Consider the following 18,706-nt stretch of genomic DNA (forward strand, 5'->3'; position numbering starts at 1 on the left):
CTTACCTTTTCACCCATGCCTTTGAACTTCCAACAGCTCGAAAGAGAAATTTGATTAACATAATATGCCTTCTCATCGTTCGATCATAACGATGAGATTTGAGAGGATTAAATAAACCTCCTCTTCTAAAAATCTGTAATGGATTCTTTTTAACCCAAATCCAACTTCCCATCTCAAGGGTTAACGGAAGATAAACTCCGTCTGGATTCTTCGCTATATACTCATCATATAGGTAATCCCAAGCATCACCCTGAATCGTATAGCTCTCAGAAGTCGGCTCAACTCGGTAAATATGATGAGGATGAGTTTCATTTAATAGGTACTCTAGATTCTCCATTTCCGTTATATGCTTAAATGGCGTAAGCGTTCGAGCATACGGATACCAAAGACGGTCTCTAAGACCAAAGCCTGAGTGAAAGTCCACGGAGATAGCACGTTGAGAAGAGAAGATATGCTCTCTTACATAGTCCACAAGGGTTTGAAGTTCATGCTCCATTTGCTCGCTATTTCCCTGATACCAAGGAAGCTTCTCTGAGAGTTTATGACCAGAAAGTAGAAATTTAGTCTTCTCATGAGTTCGTGATGGTGAGTTTCTCATGAGATCAACATTATTGGGATTAGAGCGACGGTGGTGATACATCCCCCATGGATTGATTAGAGGAATGGATACAATTCTAAATTTCTCTAGACTTCGTCTTAATTCCTCATCCCAAGAAAGCTGCTTAAATAGTGAAGAAAGATATGTCACGACAACTTGAGTACCGACTTTTTCAAGTCCGTGAATACCACCAAATAAACCTAGAACAGGAGCACTAGTATCAGTGCTGCCAATTTCAAAGCTATGAATTGGGTAGCTATCACCTTCGTGATTGATTCGGGTAATTTCTCGACAACGAATTAGAGGATCTTCGATATTAGTTAACTCGCTTATGGCATTTAACTCATCGAAGTCCTTCATCTTACGACCTCTGGAAAGTCTTGTCGTTATAAGGGAATAAGAAGATAACGAAGAACATTGCACATCCTACAAGCTCTCCAACTTCACCTTTTTTACCATGATCAATTAGACTTACTAAGATAAACATTAGTAGGTAAAAGAATGAGTGCATTAACTTTGGAACAGGAACGGCAAAGTCATCAACGAGGTATTGAATAAATCCAATTGCTCTATATAAGAACGGAAGAATTAATACATAAACCCCAACGATAATTCCAATGATAAGACCAAAGATAATTTTATTAACTTTAAAGTCACCAAACTTTAAGTTGTGAAGTGTAATATCATTTTGCGTATTGTACTGCTGAAAGAACTCAGGTGCTGCAACATTGAAAATTCTCTGTCCCCAAGCAATCTCTTCTCCAAACCCAAAGAAGAAAAGGGCAGCAAATCCAAGAAGTGCAAAAGAGAATAACTTTGGCTTCGTACCTTTTAACTTAAAGTAGCGCCATAGACAGACAAATGAAACAAGTAATAAATAGATGGCCTGCTGTACTTCTAAGAATCCATCCTCAACGGTATAGACACCCGAAAACCACTCAGGGTTTGCACTTGCAAAATACATCCCAAAAATTACCATATGGGCGATTGATGTTAACACTACTGCTTCAAATATATTAATCTTGTCTTTAAATATGCTCATTTCGCCATTATAGTCACCTCTTCGACCAAAGGCAATAATAGTCACAATTAACGCCATGCACTCTTTTAAAACAACTATGAGCACTTTGGTAGTTGGGCCCAACCCGTCACATATCTTTGCGAAACCATCTCTCGTCTCATCTTCCAAGCTTGATTGTCGACTCCACATGCCATGGACCTAACCATGCCGCTGCCTTCTCGTCGGTTTATCTTATCAATAACTTCCATTAGTTTCACACTTCGTGGATCATCCAATTCCTCAAAGAGACTTTGTTGAACAATCTCTGAATCAGAAAACTCTCCTAACTTAACCCCGGCCTTCTTAAAGCAGACTCCCATACGAAAGAGATCATCAAGGGCCGCCCATGCGTATTTAATAATTTTTCTTGTGTCACTTGTTGGGCCAAGAAGCTTTACCTTATCTCTTCCATAGTAAGGAGTTTGATCAACCTTATGTGGATCGCTTAAGCAAAACACTTCAATTGTTGAGCATAGGCTTTGCTGGTTACGCATCTTCTCACTAGCATTTGTGACATAATTTGCTACTGACTCTCGTAAACTTTTTAAGTCCACAACACTTGAGCTAAAACTTCGAGAACAAAGAATTTCCTTCTTCTTAGGCTGGGCCTCTTCTAGCTCAAAGCAAGTAATTCCTCGCAGTTCATCTTGGGTCATACGCCCTAATTTTGTTAGAAGCTTTTGGATAACATGAGTATTTTTAAATTTCTTAAAATCATATGCTGTTTTCACACCAATACTTTTAAGCTTAATACTATTCTTTCTTCCGACTCCCCAAACGTCTTCAATCGGTGTGCGCTGAAGAGCAATATCCTGCAACTTCTCATCTAAAATACAAACGACACCTTGGGCCTTCTGTGACTTTTTGCCAATATGATTGGCCACCTTCGCAAGAGTCTTAGTTGGTGCAACACCAATACTAACGGGAATCCCAGTCCACTGAAAAACTGTTTGGCGAATACGCTGACAGTATTCGTTTAAATCTCCGCTTACACCAGTTAAATCAATAAAGGCTTCATCAACAGAGTAGATCTCAATCGATGGAGCGAAGGTTGCGAGAACGTGCATTACCCGATCACTGATATTTGTATACAGAGAAAAATTAGAAGAAAAAACATGAACATTGTGTGACTCACAAAGCCTCCTTACTTTAAAGTATGGGTCCCCCATTTTTACTCCCAAGGCCTTAAGCTCAGGAGTGCGAGAGACAAAGCACCCATCATTATTTGATAAGACACCAACAGGTTTATTTCTTAATCCAGGTCGAAATAATCTTTCACAAGAGCAGAAGAAGGAATTACAGTCCACCAGCGCATACACTTTTTCCATAAAGGCCTCACAACTCTTTCATGTCACGGGCCACGGCCACAATTGGCCCCCACACCAAGAAGTCCATCTCTTCAGAGATGATAATGTCTCGATGCAGAGGATTGTGTGAGCGCAAAATGGTTTCCCCATCTTGTCTAATGAATCTCTTGCACAAGAACTCTCCGTCCAGATAAACCACGGCAACTCGACCACTCCTTACTTCTAAAGAACGATCGATAACCAGGACGTCACCGGGCATAATCAGTGGTTCCATCGAGTCACCTTGTGCTTCAAAGAAAAATGTCGCAGAACGATTCTGTACAAAACGATCATCTAAAGATTGATAATTTTGTATGTGATCCTCACTGATTCCAAAGAGTCCACAATTTGCAATCGGTAGTTTTGCTCTAATTTTCTTTTCCATGAAAGTTAGTATAACTTACGCACAACTTACGCACAAGAAAAAGAATTACTTTCCGACATGGCAAATAATTACGATAGCTTACGAAGCATCTGGAAACTTTATGATCTCATCAAGAGGAATAAAGTACGTAAGTCCTCGAAGATCCTGAGTGTAGCTTGCAATTACTTTTAAGCTCATAGCATCTAATCTTTCTAAGAAGGCCTGTGATGTTTCATCAAATCGAAATGGCTCGATCTTTCCCCGTGTTGAGATTCTTCCTGCACAAAGACAGTCATTTAAGTTTTGTATAGGAAGGACCCCGGCCATCGACCAGTAAAGAATTAAAAGTGGCAATTCAAGCCAGCGATAGAGTTCTTCTTTAGAACTTAAAGAGGCCAAAACCATATTATCATCAATGCAAAGAACATAGCGCTTCGGTGAGATCTTTAAGTTGTACTTCTTAGAGAGAAAAATAAATTTTTCTTTAATAGACTTCCCCTTTGGCCCAAGACCTACGATTTCAAGACCAGGTACTCCCTTTGAAGCATAACCATAAAGTTCTGTTAAATGTCCCTTACCTCCAAGAGGTAGAAGACCTAGCATTTGCTTGTGCATAATCCCTCCTACCACTAGAAGTGCAAGAGGTGTGAAAGAATTAGAAATTATAAATTACTAGAATTAGGGATCTTAGCTTTTGACTGGTAAAAACATTTTAAATGAGGTGGGTAAATTTCTAGAATCATCGCTGAAGAAACTTCTAGAGAGTGAGCGAAGTCTTTCTTTAGGTTCTCACATGAACCTTTAGCATCCTTACAAAACTTCTCATACTTGTCCTTGCAAACCAACTCGAGGATAACAGTATCAGAAAAGTGACAAGATACTTTCCCATCAACAAGATCAAAGCGTGCTTTTGTATAGTTTAATTTTTTTGAAAACTTGGACTCGCAGAATTTTACAATTTCAAATTCTTTGCCCATGCAATCAATCTTAGTTGAGGAAGATTTACTCATTAACATTGCATCTTTTACACCAAAGAATTCGCACACCTTTGCGTAGCTGAAAACTTTACGATCAGCGCCCGTAACAAGCTCACTAGTGACACTAGCAAGACAACAGAATGTAAAAAGAAGTGTTGCAATATATTTCATAATAAAAAAAAAGCGCGCCCTACAAGGACGCGCCTATAATTGTCATATAAATATTAACCTGGGAAAAGACCTCTAAGTCTCATTGCTCTCTCTAGTCTTCTTAGAGCGGCAACGAAAGCGGCCTTCTTCATATCGATTTCATATTTCTGGTGAGCTTCGTAAACATTCTCGAAAGCATCTTTTAGGATGTCGTGAAGTTTCTTATTGATCTCTGAAAGATCCCAGAAGAAGTTCTGTAGACCTTGTACCCACTCAAAGTAAGAAACGATAACACCACCAGCGTTACAAAGAATATCTGGAACTAGGAATGAACCATTCTTAGTAACAATATCAATTGCTGCTTTATTAAGTGGACCGTTTGCACCTTCTGCAATGATCTTAGCTTTTACATTGTGAGCATTCTTTTCAGTGATAACACCATCGATTGCAGCTGGAATTAGAATATCAACATCAAGAGCAAAAAGTTCTTCGTTAGAAATCTTTTCAACACCTTCCATATCAGCAAGAAGGCCACCATTTTTGGCCCAATTAACTGCTTTTTCAATATCTAAACCATTTGGATCATAGATTGCACCTGAAACATCAGATACAGAAACGATCTTTGCACCTTGAGCGCTTAGGTCTTGTGCTGCAGGAACAGCAACTTTACCCCAACCGTGAATTGCAACAGTTGTATTCGTATCGATATTCATTCCAAGTTTCTTTGCAGCAAAGTTTACACAGAATGCAACACCTTTACCTGTAGCTTCACTACGACCAAGAGAACCACCAACAGTAATTGGCTTACCTGTAACAACACCTGGTACAGTATAACCTTTTAGCTGTGAGTATGTATCAAGCATCCACGCCATTGTTTGTCCGTCAGTTCCAATATCTGGAGCAGGGATATCAATCGTTGGACCGATAATCATATTAATTTCAGTTGTGTATCTTCTCGTTAAACCTTGAAGTTCTTGACGAGAAAGTTTTGTTGGATCAACACAGATCCCACCTTTTGCTCCACCAAGTGGTAGACCAACAAGGGCACATTTAAAAGTCATAAGCATCGCAAGAGCTGCTGTTTCTGCTAGGTCTACACCTGGGTGAAAACGTACCCCACCTTTTCCAGGTCCAAGAGTCATGTTGTGCTGAACTCTGAATCCTTGAAAAGTCTTAACAGTACCGTCATCTAGACGAATAGGAACTGCAACTTGAAGTGCTCTTTTTGGGTGTTTAAGTCTGTCAGCAACGTTTGGGTCTAGTCCCATAATCGCTGAAGATTCTTCTAATTGCGCAATGGCATCCTGGTATAGTGGATTATCTAGAAGATTGCTCATTTTTTAATAACTCCGTTAAGCGTGTAAAATAATGACTAATTTACTTCAAATATAACGGATGAGCCAGCTTTTGGTTGAGGCAAAAGCTGACTTTTTTTGGCTAATTCGGTTAATTAGAAATTGAATGGTGCATGATAATTGACGCGAAACACATGATCAGCGTTACTTCCCCCAACCATATCGATTGAAGACGCTCTGGCCCTTAAGTTATTTGTAATGGCCTGTTCAACATATAATTCTACCGTCGTCCCAGCAGGGTTATAATCAATCGAAGCAATCGTGCGATTATCATTGAACTTTTTCTGTAATTGCATTGTCACGCCATCAGATAGAGAAAGGTGTGTGTTTGCATCGAGATATGGATTTACAAATTTAATCGTTGCAAGGCCTTTTAAAACCTTTGCTCTAAACTTAACTTTAAAATTTGGAAGTAGCTCAGCTTCTGAACTTGGAGAAAGTGTATCTTTCATATTTCCAACAGCGGCCATTGTTGAGCCTTTCTTTGCGGCCTTAATCGAACCTGAAATTCTCTTGTCGATATACTTTAAAAATTGCTTATTAAAGTAGCGCTTTCTCTCATCCATTGTTGAAAGACGATACATAGTTGTCGTAGAAAGATCCCAATTCTTTACATATTCATCACGCTCTTGCAGCTGTTGATAGTGATTAGACATTCGCTGAAGAACACCAGCTCTATCGTAAACAAAGACGTAATCGAGAAAAGTCTTATATTCTTCAGGCTTTGGCGTATAATCCACATCTGCATAAAAGCTCTGCGGTGTACGGGCCTTGGCCTGGGCGACCTTAACTCTTGGGTTGAATGACTTAAAAAGTGAAATATCACTTGCGGATGCCTGAATTGTGAACACTAACAAGCCAAATTGGATAAATTTTGAACAGTGTGTGTAGATTTTAGCCTTGTTTACCATCATAAGTCCCTTAAATTACGTTGAGTAATGTCTCTTCTGTATTATAACTTGCAATGGTGATGCCAAGAGTCAAACTTAGGCTAAGAAAATATAAAAGAAGAGCGAGGACTATGCCTCGCTCTCTTACTTTTTATTAAATTTAAAATCTATTAACTACATATCGACGATATTTTGAGTTTCTTTTAGAAGTTGGTTTAGAAGTGCTTGTGTTTCTTTATCAAGCTTTTTCGTTTTTGCCTGTGACTTAAGTGTTTTGATGAAAGCATTTGCCGTTAGTCCCTTAGGAACTTTAGGTGCCTTTTTAACTTTACCAGCTTTTAGAACACCACCATCTTTAATGGCCTTCTTAAGCTCAGCTCTCTTAGTTAGTTCGCCTTTATAAAGCATCTTAGTCAGCTTAGTTTTTAGAGCACCTTTTTCAAGAGCATCAAGCTCAAGAAGAACGTACTTTTCAATATTAAATGCTTTTGCCGCTTCCTTAATTTTCTTGCCCATTTTAGCAATCATTAGAGAACGGTGTACTTCTGATTTTGAAATACCAAGTGCAGCTTGGATCTTTCTTTCACTTGCTTTCGTTGCCTTTTGGTAATTTAAAATACCGTCGGCTTTATCAATATAGTGAAGCGCTTCTCTTGAAGAGTTTTCAGAGAATTGAATTGCCATTAACTCTTGTTCAGACTTCTTATCAAGAATGAAACAAGGACACTTCTCTTTATTAATAAGTGTCATGGCACGATAACGTCTCTCACCACAGATTAGAACAAGTCTACCAAGTTTATCCTTGTGAAGAACAAGCGGTTGAATTAGACCGTTTTGTTTAATATTTTCCGAAAGCTCTTTTAAAGAACTATCATTAAACTTTGTTCTTACCTGTTCTTTAACAACGATTTCTTTTAGAAAAACCTCATCAAGTTTTGCGCCCTGAAGAAGGCGGTCACCTGATAGTCTTTCAACTACTTTACTATCGAGACCTTCAGTTAGATCGATTGTCTTTCTTTTTCTTTTAGAAACTCTTGGAGCAAAGTCTTTTGCCATAAATTCCTCTTCCCTATGTTGAGACTGTTTTCCTTTAAAGAGGGCCAGTCACACACACATGGCCCCTTTAAAAGCGAAACACATCCATGTGTCTCAAAAATTATAGATTATAGATTTAATGATTCCCAAAGTGCCGTGTAGTCACCATGACCACGAGACTTTTTCCCCATCTTACAGATAGGTTTTCTTAACGAAATTGATTCTTGCATTTGAACAAGATTTCTAATTGGTGGCGTAATATTGAAAGACTGAGCAAGTTCTTCAAGTCTTTGTCTTTCAATTTTTCTTCTAGTATTAACCATTGATGGAATAATTGAAAATTCCAGTGATGGATTTTCAGTTTCTTTAATAATTTCAAAAGTATCCATTAACTCTTCTAGGCCATCAATTGAGTAGTCCTGTGCTTGCGTTGGGATAAGAATTCTATTAGAAGCAACTAGTGCCATAATAAGTTCATCACCAAGCATTGGAGGAGTATCAATTACAACGTAATCAAACATTCCTTGAGCTTGCTCAAGTCTAAGTCTCATAAGCCTTTCCTTACGACCAGCTTCCTTTCTAATCTCACCTTCTGAAAGGATTAGTAGTTTAGAAAGATTGGCCATATGACGGCTTGATGGAATAACAGTGATATTCTTATGAAATTTTCCCTTACCTTCTGATGGAACCATAACGTCTTCAATTGTAACGTCACCGATTAACCACTCAGGAATAAGAGTTCTGTGAATTTGTAGATTAAAAGTTGAACTTAGATTGGCCTGTGAATCTAGGTCAATAACAAGTACTTTGTTCCCTTTATTAGCTAAGTGTGTCGCTAATTGGTAGCACTGCATTGTTTTTCCAACACCACCCTTGTTATTTGCAACCGTAATAACTTCCATGTAAGCTCCCTCGGTCATCCCTTTGACCGTAATAAAAGACTATCTATATAAAATGTTAAGAAAACTATCACGCAACGTCAAATACCTGATAAAACATTTTTTTTAACTTAGCGCAACACGAACTGGAATCAATTTTAAGGATGTTCAGGTGACAGGTTGGCCAGAATGTTTTAAATTCCAAAACGTCAATTATATAAGGAGATGACACAATGATTAACTTTATGGAAGTTGGTGAATTAAAAGATTTAATGGACAAGAATACAGACCTAATCTTAGTAGATTGTCGCGAACAAGATGAGTGGGATGCTGGCCATATTGATGGCGCAATCTTTATTCCTCTATCTGATTTCGCAAATCAATTTGGAAGTCACCTATCTGATAAGTCAAAAAAGATCGTTGTTCAATGCCGTAGTGGAAAGAGAAGCTTAACAGCATGTCAATTTCTACTAGAGGAAGGTTTTGAAGACCTATACAACCTTGAAGGCGGAATCCTTGCTTGGGGCGAAAGCGGTTACCCAATCAAATAACTTATTTAAAAATCGAGAAGGAAGAAAAATGTTAGATCTATTCGGAAAAGAAGAAGTTCACCGTCCGATAATTTCTCAAGAGGAGTTATCAGATGAAGAAGTACTAGTTGAGTTAAGAAAGATCAAAGAAGAACTTAAGGATCAAGTTGTGGTTCTTGGTCACCACTATCAACAAGATGATGTTATTGAGTTTGCAGACTATAAAGGTGACTCGCTTAAGCTTGCCCAAGATGCTGCTAAACTTGATAAAGACTATATCATTTTTTGTGGCGTCCACTTTATGGCCGAAACAGCTGATATGCTAACTTCTGAAGATCAACATGTAATCCTTCCTGATATGCAAGCGGGATGCTCGATGGCCGACATGGCAAATCGTGAAGAGATCGATAAAGCATGGGCCTTCATGCAACGATCAACTAACGATAAGATCATCCCAATCACTTATATCAACTGTGCGGCAACGTTAAAGTCATTTGTTGGTGAAAATGATGGAACAATTTGTACTTCATCAAATGCACATAACATTATTAAGTGGTCATTTGATCAAGGACAAAAGCTTCTTTTCTTCCCTGATCAACACCTAGGTCGCAACACTTGTTTTGATCTTGGAATTCCACTAGAAGATATGGTTGTTTACAACCCAAATATGCTTAATGGTGGATTGACTGCTGAGCAAATCGATAATGCAAAAGTCATTCTATGGTACGGATTCTGTTCTGTTCACCAAGGCTTTACTGCAACTCAAGTTGAACAAATTAAAAAAGATAAGCCTGATACAACTGTTATCGTTCACCCTGAATGTAACTTTGATGTTGTACAAGCAGCACACGATAACGGATCGACTGCTTACATCATTAATAAGATTAAGGATGCGCCGGCCGGTTCTAAGTTTGCCGTTGGTACTGAAATCAACCTTGTAAACAGATTAGCGAACGATTTCCCTGATAAAGAAATTACTTCACTGTCACCTTACCAGTGTTTGTGTACAACAATGTATCGAGTTAGACCTCGTTGGCTACTTGCCAGCTTTAGAGCAATTAAGGAAAATAAACCTATAAACATAATTAAAGTAGATGAAAAAACAAAAGAGTACTCATTAAAAGCACTTAATAAGATGCTTGAACTGAGTAAGTAATAGGTTTAATACACAAGAAAAGAAGAAGAGGGACAACATGCAAGAGATTTACGCTGATTACAATGGAAGTGCTCCAATTTGTAATGAAGTTAAAGAGTATATTATCAACCGACTTAATAAGGGGCCATTTGCTAACCCAAATGCCACTCACCACGTCGGCACTCGCGTAAAAGTTGCTATGGAGAATGCTCGTTCAGTTTGTGCCAAGCTTTTAGGTGCGCACATGAGTCAGCTAGTTTTTAACTCTGGTTCAACTGAAGGGATCTCTACTGTTTTTCAGTCTATTCTTTTAAATAATACAAAAAAGAAAATTATCATCTCAGGAATTGAGCACTCAGCGGTAAGCAACAATGCTCAATTCTATGCTGAGAATTTTGGTTGTGAAGTTTACACACTTCAAACAAAGCCAAATGGTATCGTTGATATTGAAGACCTTATCAATCATATCGACGACAATACTGCACTTGTTGCAGTTATGGCCGCCAATAATGAAACTGGTGTTATCCAGCCTTATAATGACATTGCAAAAATCTGCCAAGAACAAGGTGTAGCTTACCTTTGTGACACGACTCAATTTATAGGAAAAACTTGTTTTAACTTTGAAGAGTCAGGTATTGATTATGCAGTCGTAGCTGGTCACAAAATTGGTGGAATGACTGGTTCAGGTATTCTAATTGCAAAAGACCCAACAACTTTAAAGCCACTTATCATTGGTGGCGGTCAAGAGAAAGGTCTACGTGGTGGAACGCAGAACTACCTAGGTAATGAAACTCTTGCAGTAGCACTTACTTATTCGATGAATAACCTACAAAAGCACGATGCTATTAATAGCAAACGTGAAGAGTTTGAAAAAAATATAAAAGCTAAATTTCCACAAGTTGTTATCATTGGAGAAGAAGCGCCAAGACTTTCTTCAACAACATATCTTTCATATCCAGGAATCCACGGTCAAGCTGTTCAGATGGAGCTTGAGTCAGAAGGAATTTATGTAACAACTTCATCAGCATGTTCTGACAATAATCCTCAGACATCTAAAGTTCTTAAGGCCATGGGAGTAACTGACGATATTGGTCGTGGCGTGGTGAGAATTTCTTTAGGGCTATGTAACGAACCGGCCCTCTATGATAGAATTGAAAATGCACTTACAATTGCATATGAAAAACTATCAAAAATTAAAAGCTACTAAGGCTTGAGAAGTTACTAGAACTTGAAAAAAAACAAACTACTAATATCTATATTGATACTTATCGGAGTTATCACTTCTTGTAGTGATAGCTCTCGAAAGTATAGCTATATGAAAGCTGAAAAGAGCTTTCTGTCTAAACAAGACTCAGACACTATCTACTTTGCTTATACTTCTAACTTAAATTCAAAAGTTGAGTCTCATAATGATGAATTGATTGTTTCTTCAAAGATTCAATTCGGTGGAGATGCACTTCTTTATAAATTTATTTCGGCCCTTAGAGAGAAGCTTAGTAATCTTGTTTTAATTGATGGTGGTCAAATTCTAGAAAAAGAATATGACCTGGCCGGTGAGTTAATCCTCAACCAAATGGCCAACTTTAATTACGATGCAATTTTATTATCTGATCATGAGTTAATTAATTTAAAAAGTAGTCTACTTCCAAGAGAGCTTCCATTTGTGAACTCTAATCTTATCTCCCTCGATACGAACTCGGCTTTTACTCAATACGGGAACCAAGAATATATCATTAAGGAAGTTGGTGGAATTAAAGTAGGAATCATTGGGCTTACACCTTATAAGCCAAAACTAAAGAAAGAGGATGGCCTAGAAGGTATCCTTTTTGACGATATTGTCGCTAGAGTTATTGAAATTAAAAAACAACTTCGAGGAAAAACCGATCTTAATATTGCTCTCCTACACTCTCACACAGAGTGCAGCGATAAGATTGATTACAAGTTTAAGAATTGCTCTCTAGATAAGGAAACAACCGAGAAGATACTTAAGCGACTCCCTCCAGATACATTTGATTTAATTTTTACAGGAAATAGTTTTGAGCCTCATATGCAAGTGTCGGGCTATCCTATTATCTCAAACCTTGGGCAAGGTGAATTTATCACTCTCGTTAGGTTTAATAAGAAGACTAAAGAAGTAAAAGCAGAACAAATTAGAGTTTGCTCTCATTTCTACCAGGCCGTTGATAGCTGCTATATTGATCCAGAAGATATTGATGCTATTAAGAATGTTAGAAAGTCTCGTCTAAAGCTTAAGCCTGCTACTGTCTTTGGCAAAGAAATCTTATAGGCAAATTAGAATTCCCTCATCATTACAAAATGTACTTAGTCCCGGTGAGCAAAATCCCGCTGGAGAACCATTGAAGCATAAAGACGGCAGCTTCGTATCAAGAACCTTATAGCCTCGAGGACATGCCGGTTGGTTCTTCGTTCCACACTTATCCTTTCCACAATACTTACTTCCACCTTGCGCACAATTGAAGTCGACAACTTCGTAACTACCTTCCTCACAAAGATCGCACTTATACTTCACCACATCCTTACATTCGATATTTACACCATGGCAAAGGGTTCCACTTTTTAGTGTTTTAGTTTTTAAGTAATCCAAACCACCATTAACGTAGACATTACCAAAGAATGATTTCTTTAGCTGGTTATTAAAAGGGGCAAATTTTTTTGAGACAGAATGATTAAGTAGAGGATAATTAAAACTTTCTCCATCAATGATAAGACTAAGCTTTATCTTTTCTTGGACATGAAGATTCATTTTAAAGTCTTTAATTCCCTCTTTCGAATAAATTGCATCATCGCTAAAGCTACACTTCCCTGCTTGTCTTTTTGTGATTCGAGACTCTCCAAGAGATTTGTTAAAAGGGGTTTTATAGAAGTAGCAATACTTATTAAAGGTAAAAAGAAGAAGCCACGTATTCTTTGGTTCATAAACTCCCTTACTACCTTGATAGAGTTCATTCATTTCAAAATTTGTTGTAAAGGCCAGCTCATTTGCAAAGTCAAACTTCTCTTGCTGACACGACAAAAGGCCAAAAAGAAGAAATATACTTAGAATAATCTTCATTACAATGTCCTCATACAACGAAAAGCAATCTTATACTCAGGGCCAATCTCTCTAGAGGTAAAGGGATCAAATGCAATATTATTAAGGCCAAAACCTTCTCCATCCCAATAGCCTCGCATCCCCGTTTGATGAGCTTTTTGATGCCAGCTAAAGTAGAATGAGGCCAATTTGATATTTTCACTAGGATGAATAATATTTCTTAAATACTCCAGTGGGCCACCAAAGACTTCATAAACACCGGCCCAAGAAACATTTCTGCTATCTTTTTGAATATAGTTTTGATCAAGGCATTCACTTGAATAATCTTTTTCACAAAGCTTAAGCCTTTCTTCTTTTGTGATCTCATCGATATGAAACTCTTTCATGCGTTGAATTTCATTTAGAAGAGTTTTGGTGTTCTTTCTCTCCCATGGATAGAAAGGAGCTCTTAAGTATTTTGTTGTCGTATCATTAAGATCTTCAGGATGAATTGAAACAGCATCAAAGACACGGGCACTTAAAATTGATTTTCCTTGAAAAGAACAATAGGCTTCCATTTCATCAATTGATAGGCCGTAGGCATAAGAGTACTTATTTCTCTCTTTTATTTTCTCGGCCGCTTGCTGGGCCAGTTTATGCTTAGAAGCTTTCGCCCAATTTAGAACTTCCCAATTTTGAACATGGTACTTATCAACAAAAATATTGCGATTGAAGTTATCCCATGAAATTGTCACATCCCTCTTATTGGCCAAGAATGGATAATATCTTTGTGGTACGTAAACTTCCTGACAGCTATCCACGAAGCTAAGCTTAAGATCTTCACTAAAGCCTTCGGCCTTGACTGTATAGTCGTAGTAGCGATAACTAGGCATCTGATGGTAGCGGTAACTCCCTTTCATCGTAATTGGTACTAATTTCTTATTAATATGGACATTAACGAGCTTCTTTTCGAGTAAGCAGGCCATATACTCAGGAAAGCATTGATAGTACTGGTCATCGACATAGCTAAGTTTCTTACACATCCCCTCTTTATCAAGGTGTGCATTCTCCCATTCAAACTTCAATGTTTTAACAATTTCGATAATTTCTTCGTTTGAAAGCTTAGGTCCTAAGTTTTTCTTCGTAAAAAACCAATACCCGAGTCCAACACTCAGAATAAAAATGGAAGTAAAGATTATTTTTTTAAACATTTCTCACTTATATGTAACACCCAATCAATGGTAAAATTATAACTAGAAATCCCTTATGTTAAAAGGATTCAAAGGAAGATTATGGATTGGTTAGATAGTTTAAATGATTTAGAAGTTAACGGAAATGAAACAATGTCATTTTTTGACTACTACGAACTCTTTAAAAAATTTCCAGACAGAGAATTAAGACCAACTTCGGCCTATCTTCAGGACATGGTGGATTACTTTGGGCGTGATGATCAGGGACATCTTAATGTTTTTCAAAAAGATGACCAAGATGCCCCAGCAGTTTTTGGCCAATACAAAATCGAAGAAAAAATAATTGAGCAATTAAGAAACTTCGCGGAAGAAGGATTCAATAACAAATTCCTTCTACTCGTTGGCCCAAATGGATCTTCAAAAAGCTCACTTGTTAAGCGTCTAATGAAAGGTGCTGAAGACTATTCGAAAACTGATGAAGGCGCCCTTTACACTTTTAGCTGGATCTTCCCAATCAACACTGTCGTAAAAGGAAACCTTGGGCTAAACCAATCTCACGCTTCAGTTAACTTAAATTCATATGCTTTATTAGAAGACAAAGATATCTCGGCCATCTTGGCCTCTGAGCTTAAGGATCACCCACTTCTTCTTATTCCAAAAGAAGTGAGAAAGGATCTTATTCACTCAGCGTTTAATGATCAGCCAGAGAAATTAGAAGAGATTGAAAAGTCGTATCTAGTACGTGGCGATCTCTCAAAAAGAAATCGTATGATCTATGATGCTCTTTTAAAAAATTATAAAGGAAAGCACGAAGAAGTTCTAAAGCATATTCGCGTTGAGCGTTATACAGTTTCTCGTCGCTACTCTCGTAGTGCCGTGACAATTGAGCCACAACTACATGTTGATGCAAAGATGCAGCAGATTACAATGGATCAAAGGCTGGCATCTTTACCTCCATCACTACAGTCATTAAACCTCTTTCAAATGTCAGGTGAAACGATTCATGCAAACCGCGGAATTCTAGAATACTCTGATCTACTAAAGAGACCACTTGATACTTTCAAGTACCTTCTTATGACAATGGAGTCCGGTTCAATCAATCTTGGTGGGATTCTAACAGAGCTTGATATCTTCTTTATTGGAACATCAAATGAAGTTCACTTAACAGCTTTTAAACAACACCCTGACTTTAATTCATTTAAAGGACGTTTTACATTTATTCGCGTCCCTTATCTACTCGACTATAAGTGCGAAATGGATATCTATAAGAAACAAATTGATAGTATCAAAGACCGTACCCGCTTTGAGCCAGGATCACTTTCGGCCATCGCAAAATTTTCAGTCATGACAAGGATTCGCTCATGTATGAGTAAGCACTATGAGGACAATAAGAAATTATCTGCGATTGTGACGACTCTTAATCCTCTTGAGAAATGTGCACTTTACTCAAGTGATCGCCAGCTTCCTGCGCACCTTAATGTTGAAGAGGCCCAACTTCTAAAACACAATATTTCGAAGGTTGAATCTGAATTTGAATTCGATAATCTGTATGAAGGTAAATTTGGTATCTCACCTCGCGATATTAAAAATATGATCTATCGCCTGGCCGATTTAAATAAAGATATTACATTTATTGAAGTTCTTGATTACTTTAAAAGAATTATTAATAAGAAGTCTGAATATGATTTCTTAAATATGTCTGCTCATGGTGACTATCACAACCCTCAGAAATTTATTGAATTAATTAATGAAGACTGCCTTGATCAATTTGATCGTCAGTTAAGAGGATGTCTAGGTCTTGTTGATGATCGTTCATACGAAGATTATTTAAAGAAATATATCCAAAATATCAATGCGCTTATTAAGGGCGAAAAGATCAAGAATGAAGTAACTGGTAAATATGAAGAAGGTGACACTTACCAAATTAAAGAATTTGAAAACAATATTTCTTTAAAAGAAGACCCTGCAACATTCCGTTCACATCTTATCTCTAAACTGGGAGCTTGGTACTTGGACAACCCAGGACAGCAAGTTGATTATCTAAAGATCTTTCCTGATGTTGTGGATCGTCTCAAAGAATCATTTAGACAAGAGCAAGAGAAGGTTATTAAGAATATTTCTAAGAACTTAGTCTTCTTTGAAGCTGAAAAGAGTGGCAAAGACGTACAAGGTCATATTCCACTAAAAGAAGATATCAAGAAAGAGATTCAACAAATCCTAGATAATCTTCAAACAACTTATGGTTATTCACAGAATGGATCATTTGCGCTAATAAAGTATCTAATTAAAGAACGTTACTAGAAGGTTCCAGCAGACTTTTACGTAAGCAATGCGTTAATCTTAATGCTATGCTTACGTAAAAGTCTGCTGGAACCTAAGAAATTATGGCCATTCTCAATAAGAAATTTACAACGCAAGTATATGAAGTCACATACTATGTTGAGGAAACTCAGCATGGTATGAGACTGGATCAATATTTGCAGATCTATCTTGAGACTTGGTCACGCCAAGAAGTAAAGAAACGTATCAAGGCCGGCGATGTGAAAATCATTGGCCGTCCAGGAAAACATCGACCTTCAACAACTCTCCACTACAAAGAAAGAATCTTCTTCAAGATCGAAAGAACGACACAAGAGGATGAGTACTGGCGTGGTGAACTAATTGAACTCGATGAGAGGCCAGAGATTATCTTTGAAGACAAAGAGCTCATTGTGATGAATAAGCCTCCTTATATGGCCTGCCACCCTACTGGCCGCCACCTCTTCTACTGTGCAACAGTTATGTTTGAAGAGAAGTATGAAAAGACCATTCACTCGATTCACAGACTTGATCGCGAAACGTCAGGGGTTATGATGCTTGGAAAGGAGCCTCAGATTGCAAATCTTATGGGCGAGGAATTCATCCATGATCGTGTAAAGAAATGCTACTTCTTTATTGCCAAGGCAAATGAAGATTACAAAGGTGAGATCGAATTCTTTTCAGACGAGCGTCTTGGAGCTTCAGAGGAAGGACTTAAAAGAGTTTATATCGACTCTTACCCTGAAGATTCCCATGAAGGTAAACACGCCTACACAGACTTTAAGGTTTTATTTAAAGAAGGCGACTATGTCATTGGTCTGGCCTTTCCTCAAACAGGACGCCAGCACCAAATTCGTGTTCACGCCATGCTTAGAGGCCTACCACTTGTTGGTGATAAACTTTATCTTGGTTCATTTGAAATGTTCCAACGCTTTAAAGACAATCTTGCGAGTCCTGAAGAATATGATCAGATGGAGCATAACCGCCACTGCCTTCACGCGATTGGACTTAAGCTTCATTACAAGGGTGAAGATCGCATGTATATCTCCTCTCTACCAAAAGACTTCATCCCTTTAATTAAAGAGAGATTTTCAACTCCTGTTGAAGAAATTGAATCGACGATAAAAGACGCTGCTAAAGATTATTTTTCAGGTAGCTTAAAACCCCGCTAGGCCCTGCATTCTCACTTCCTTCAAGAATTACATGCGGCTTAACTGCAAGCTTATCGAGTACTGATTTAATATTTGAAACACCGATTGATGTCTTCACTTTATCAAACATTGATTGGTCATTAAGACTATCGCCAAAGTAGATTGCATCTTCGGCCATATTTAAATTTGGGTAGAATTTGTTGAAGAGAACCTTTGTTGCATTTGCCTTTGAAAGATTTCCACACCAAAAGTTTAAGTGCACATTTGATGTTGAGTAGTTAATTCCCTCTTCATCCATAAGATGGCAAATTTCATTTTTAAATTTATCATCTTCAAGATCACATAACTCTATAGCACGATCAGCAACTCTTCCAAGTGAATCACTTGTTAAATAAAGGTTAGGATATTTTTCTTTAAGCTTTATACAAAAGGCTTCAAGTTTTGCTAATTCACTTTCAGGTACAAGAAATTCATTTTGAATAAGCCCTGCTTTATCACGCCAACTAATTGCTCCCCCACCTTCTGAGATAACAATAGGAAGTGAAGTAAAGTGAGTGATAAGAAAGTGTGCCCAAGAAATTGAGCGGCCAGTAACAATGACAAAAGGAACTTTCTTCTCATCTGCTAATTTTAAAATATCGAAAAGCTCACTACTCATCTCAGTATGGTGAGTAAGTGTTCCATCAAAATCAGAGAGAATAATTTTTGTCATTGGATA

Annotated in this window: 19 protein-coding genes; 6 read left to right on the plus strand and 13 right to left on the minus strand. The window is 37.8% G+C overall.

Features of this window, described 5'->3' with window-relative positions:
- Position 1 precedes the first annotated feature (1 nt).
- From ABMA72_RS07680 to ABMA72_RS07725, 10 genes are all read right to left on the minus strand, one after another.
- Entirely contained in the window at positions 2 to 958 is a 957-nt protein-coding gene (locus ABMA72_RS07680; RefSeq protein ID WP_393056700.1) for a DUF2817 domain-containing protein, read from the minus strand.
- Between the two features lies 1 nt (position 959).
- Complete coding sequence (locus tag ABMA72_RS07685) at positions 960 to 1,640, minus strand: hypothetical protein (RefSeq protein ID WP_392857647.1); 681 nt, start codon at positions 1,638 to 1,640, stop codon at positions 960 to 962.
- Between the two features lie 74 nt (positions 1,641 to 1,714).
- Positions 1,715 to 2,986 (minus strand): Y-family DNA polymerase, encoded by a 1,272-nt coding sequence (locus ABMA72_RS07690; RefSeq protein WP_392857649.1) that lies wholly within the window; start codon positions 2,984 to 2,986, stop codon positions 1,715 to 1,717.
- 7 nt (positions 2,987 to 2,993) lie between these two features.
- On the minus strand, positions 2,994 to 3,389 hold the full coding sequence (locus ABMA72_RS07695) for a LexA family protein (RefSeq protein ID WP_392857652.1): 396 nt from the start codon (positions 3,387 to 3,389) through the stop codon (positions 2,994 to 2,996).
- A 78-nt stretch (positions 3,390 to 3,467) separates the two neighbouring features.
- A complete protein-coding gene (locus ABMA72_RS07700; RefSeq protein ID WP_392857653.1) occupies positions 3,468 to 3,983 on the minus strand; it encodes a hypothetical protein in 516 nt (171 codons plus the stop codon).
- A 47-nt stretch (positions 3,984 to 4,030) separates the two neighbouring features.
- Entirely contained in the window at positions 4,031 to 4,516 is a 486-nt protein-coding gene (locus tag ABMA72_RS07705) for a hypothetical protein (protein WP_392857656.1), read from the minus strand.
- A 53-nt stretch (positions 4,517 to 4,569) separates the two neighbouring features.
- On the minus strand, positions 4,570 to 5,832 hold the full coding sequence (locus ABMA72_RS07710; protein WP_392857658.1) for a Glu/Leu/Phe/Val dehydrogenase: 1,263 nt from the start codon (positions 5,830 to 5,832) through the stop codon (positions 4,570 to 4,572).
- Between the two features lie 113 nt (positions 5,833 to 5,945).
- Positions 5,946 to 6,764: a hypothetical protein gene (locus ABMA72_RS07715; protein ID WP_392857660.1), complete on the minus strand. Its 819-nt coding sequence runs from the start codon at positions 6,762 to 6,764 to the stop codon at positions 5,946 to 5,948.
- A 150-nt stretch (positions 6,765 to 6,914) separates the two neighbouring features.
- Positions 6,915 to 7,796 (minus strand): ParB/RepB/Spo0J family partition protein, encoded by an 882-nt coding sequence (locus tag ABMA72_RS07720; protein WP_392857661.1) that lies wholly within the window; start codon positions 7,794 to 7,796, stop codon positions 6,915 to 6,917.
- A gap of 107 nt (positions 7,797 to 7,903) precedes the next feature.
- On the minus strand, positions 7,904 to 8,677 hold the full coding sequence (locus tag ABMA72_RS07725; protein WP_392857663.1) for a ParA family protein: 774 nt from the start codon (positions 8,675 to 8,677) through the stop codon (positions 7,904 to 7,906).
- A 209-nt stretch (positions 8,678 to 8,886) separates the two neighbouring features.
- Here ABMA72_RS07725 and ABMA72_RS07730 point away from each other — a divergent pair, with 209 nt between their 5' ends.
- The 4 genes from ABMA72_RS07730 to ABMA72_RS07745 are packed head-to-tail and all read left to right on the plus strand — an operon-like array spanning position 8,887 to position 12,605.
- Positions 8,887 to 9,204, plus strand: coding sequence for a rhodanese-like domain-containing protein (locus ABMA72_RS07730; protein WP_392857665.1), 318 nt, complete (start codon positions 8,887 to 8,889; stop codon positions 9,202 to 9,204).
- A 28-nt stretch (positions 9,205 to 9,232) separates the two neighbouring features.
- Positions 9,233 to 10,339 (plus strand): quinolinate synthase NadA, encoded by a 1,107-nt coding sequence (gene nadA / locus ABMA72_RS07735; RefSeq protein ID WP_021265979.1) that lies wholly within the window; start codon positions 9,233 to 9,235, stop codon positions 10,337 to 10,339.
- Between the two features lie 37 nt (positions 10,340 to 10,376).
- The gene (locus tag ABMA72_RS07740; RefSeq protein ID WP_392857668.1) at positions 10,377 to 11,525 is read left to right on the plus strand and encodes a cysteine desulfurase family protein; all 1,149 of its coding nucleotides are present in this window, start codon (positions 10,377 to 10,379) and stop codon (positions 11,523 to 11,525) included.
- 51 nt (positions 11,526 to 11,576) lie between these two features.
- Positions 11,577 to 12,605: a hypothetical protein gene (locus ABMA72_RS07745; RefSeq protein ID WP_393056702.1), complete on the plus strand. Its 1,029-nt coding sequence runs from the start codon at positions 11,577 to 11,579 to the stop codon at positions 12,603 to 12,605.
- Here ABMA72_RS07745 and ABMA72_RS07750 read toward each other — a convergent pair.
- Together ABMA72_RS07750 and ABMA72_RS07755 are read right to left on the minus strand one after the other, a co-directional pair.
- On the minus strand, positions 12,600 to 13,391 hold the full coding sequence (locus tag ABMA72_RS07750) for a hypothetical protein (protein WP_392857673.1): 792 nt from the start codon (positions 13,389 to 13,391) through the stop codon (positions 12,600 to 12,602). The genes ABMA72_RS07745 and ABMA72_RS07750 overlap by 6 nt on opposite strands.
- Entirely contained in the window at positions 13,391 to 14,560 is a 1,170-nt protein-coding gene (locus ABMA72_RS07755) for a hypothetical protein (protein ID WP_393056704.1), read from the minus strand. Before ABMA72_RS07755 ends, ABMA72_RS07750 begins: the two co-directional genes overlap by 1 nt.
- A gap of 81 nt (positions 14,561 to 14,641) precedes the next feature.
- On the opposite strand from ABMA72_RS07755, the gene ABMA72_RS07760 reads away from it, so the two are divergent.
- Both ABMA72_RS07760 and ABMA72_RS07765 read left to right on the plus strand, forming a co-directional pair.
- Positions 14,642 to 16,840 (plus strand): hypothetical protein, encoded by a 2,199-nt coding sequence (locus ABMA72_RS07760; RefSeq protein ID WP_392857676.1) that lies wholly within the window; start codon positions 14,642 to 14,644, stop codon positions 16,838 to 16,840.
- 83 nt (positions 16,841 to 16,923) lie between these two features.
- Positions 16,924 to 18,009 carry an RluA family pseudouridine synthase gene (locus ABMA72_RS07765; RefSeq protein ID WP_392857679.1) on the plus strand — a complete coding sequence of 362 codons (1,086 nt, stop codon included), beginning with the start codon at positions 16,924 to 16,926 and terminating at the stop codon, positions 18,007 to 18,009.
- Here the strand turns inward: ABMA72_RS07765 and ABMA72_RS07770 are convergent.
- A complete protein-coding gene (locus tag ABMA72_RS07770) occupies positions 17,972 to 18,700 on the minus strand; it encodes an HAD family hydrolase (RefSeq protein WP_392857681.1) in 729 nt (242 codons plus the stop codon). The two genes, ABMA72_RS07765 and ABMA72_RS07770, sit on opposite strands and share 38 nt — an antisense overlap.
- Positions 18,701 to 18,706: the final 6 nt, after the last annotated feature.

Origin of the sequence: Halobacteriovorax sp. CON-3 (assembly GCF_043196995.1) — a bacterium.
Lineage (GTDB): Bacteria > Bdellovibrionota > Bacteriovoracia > Bacteriovoracales > Bacteriovoracaceae > Halobacteriovorax_A.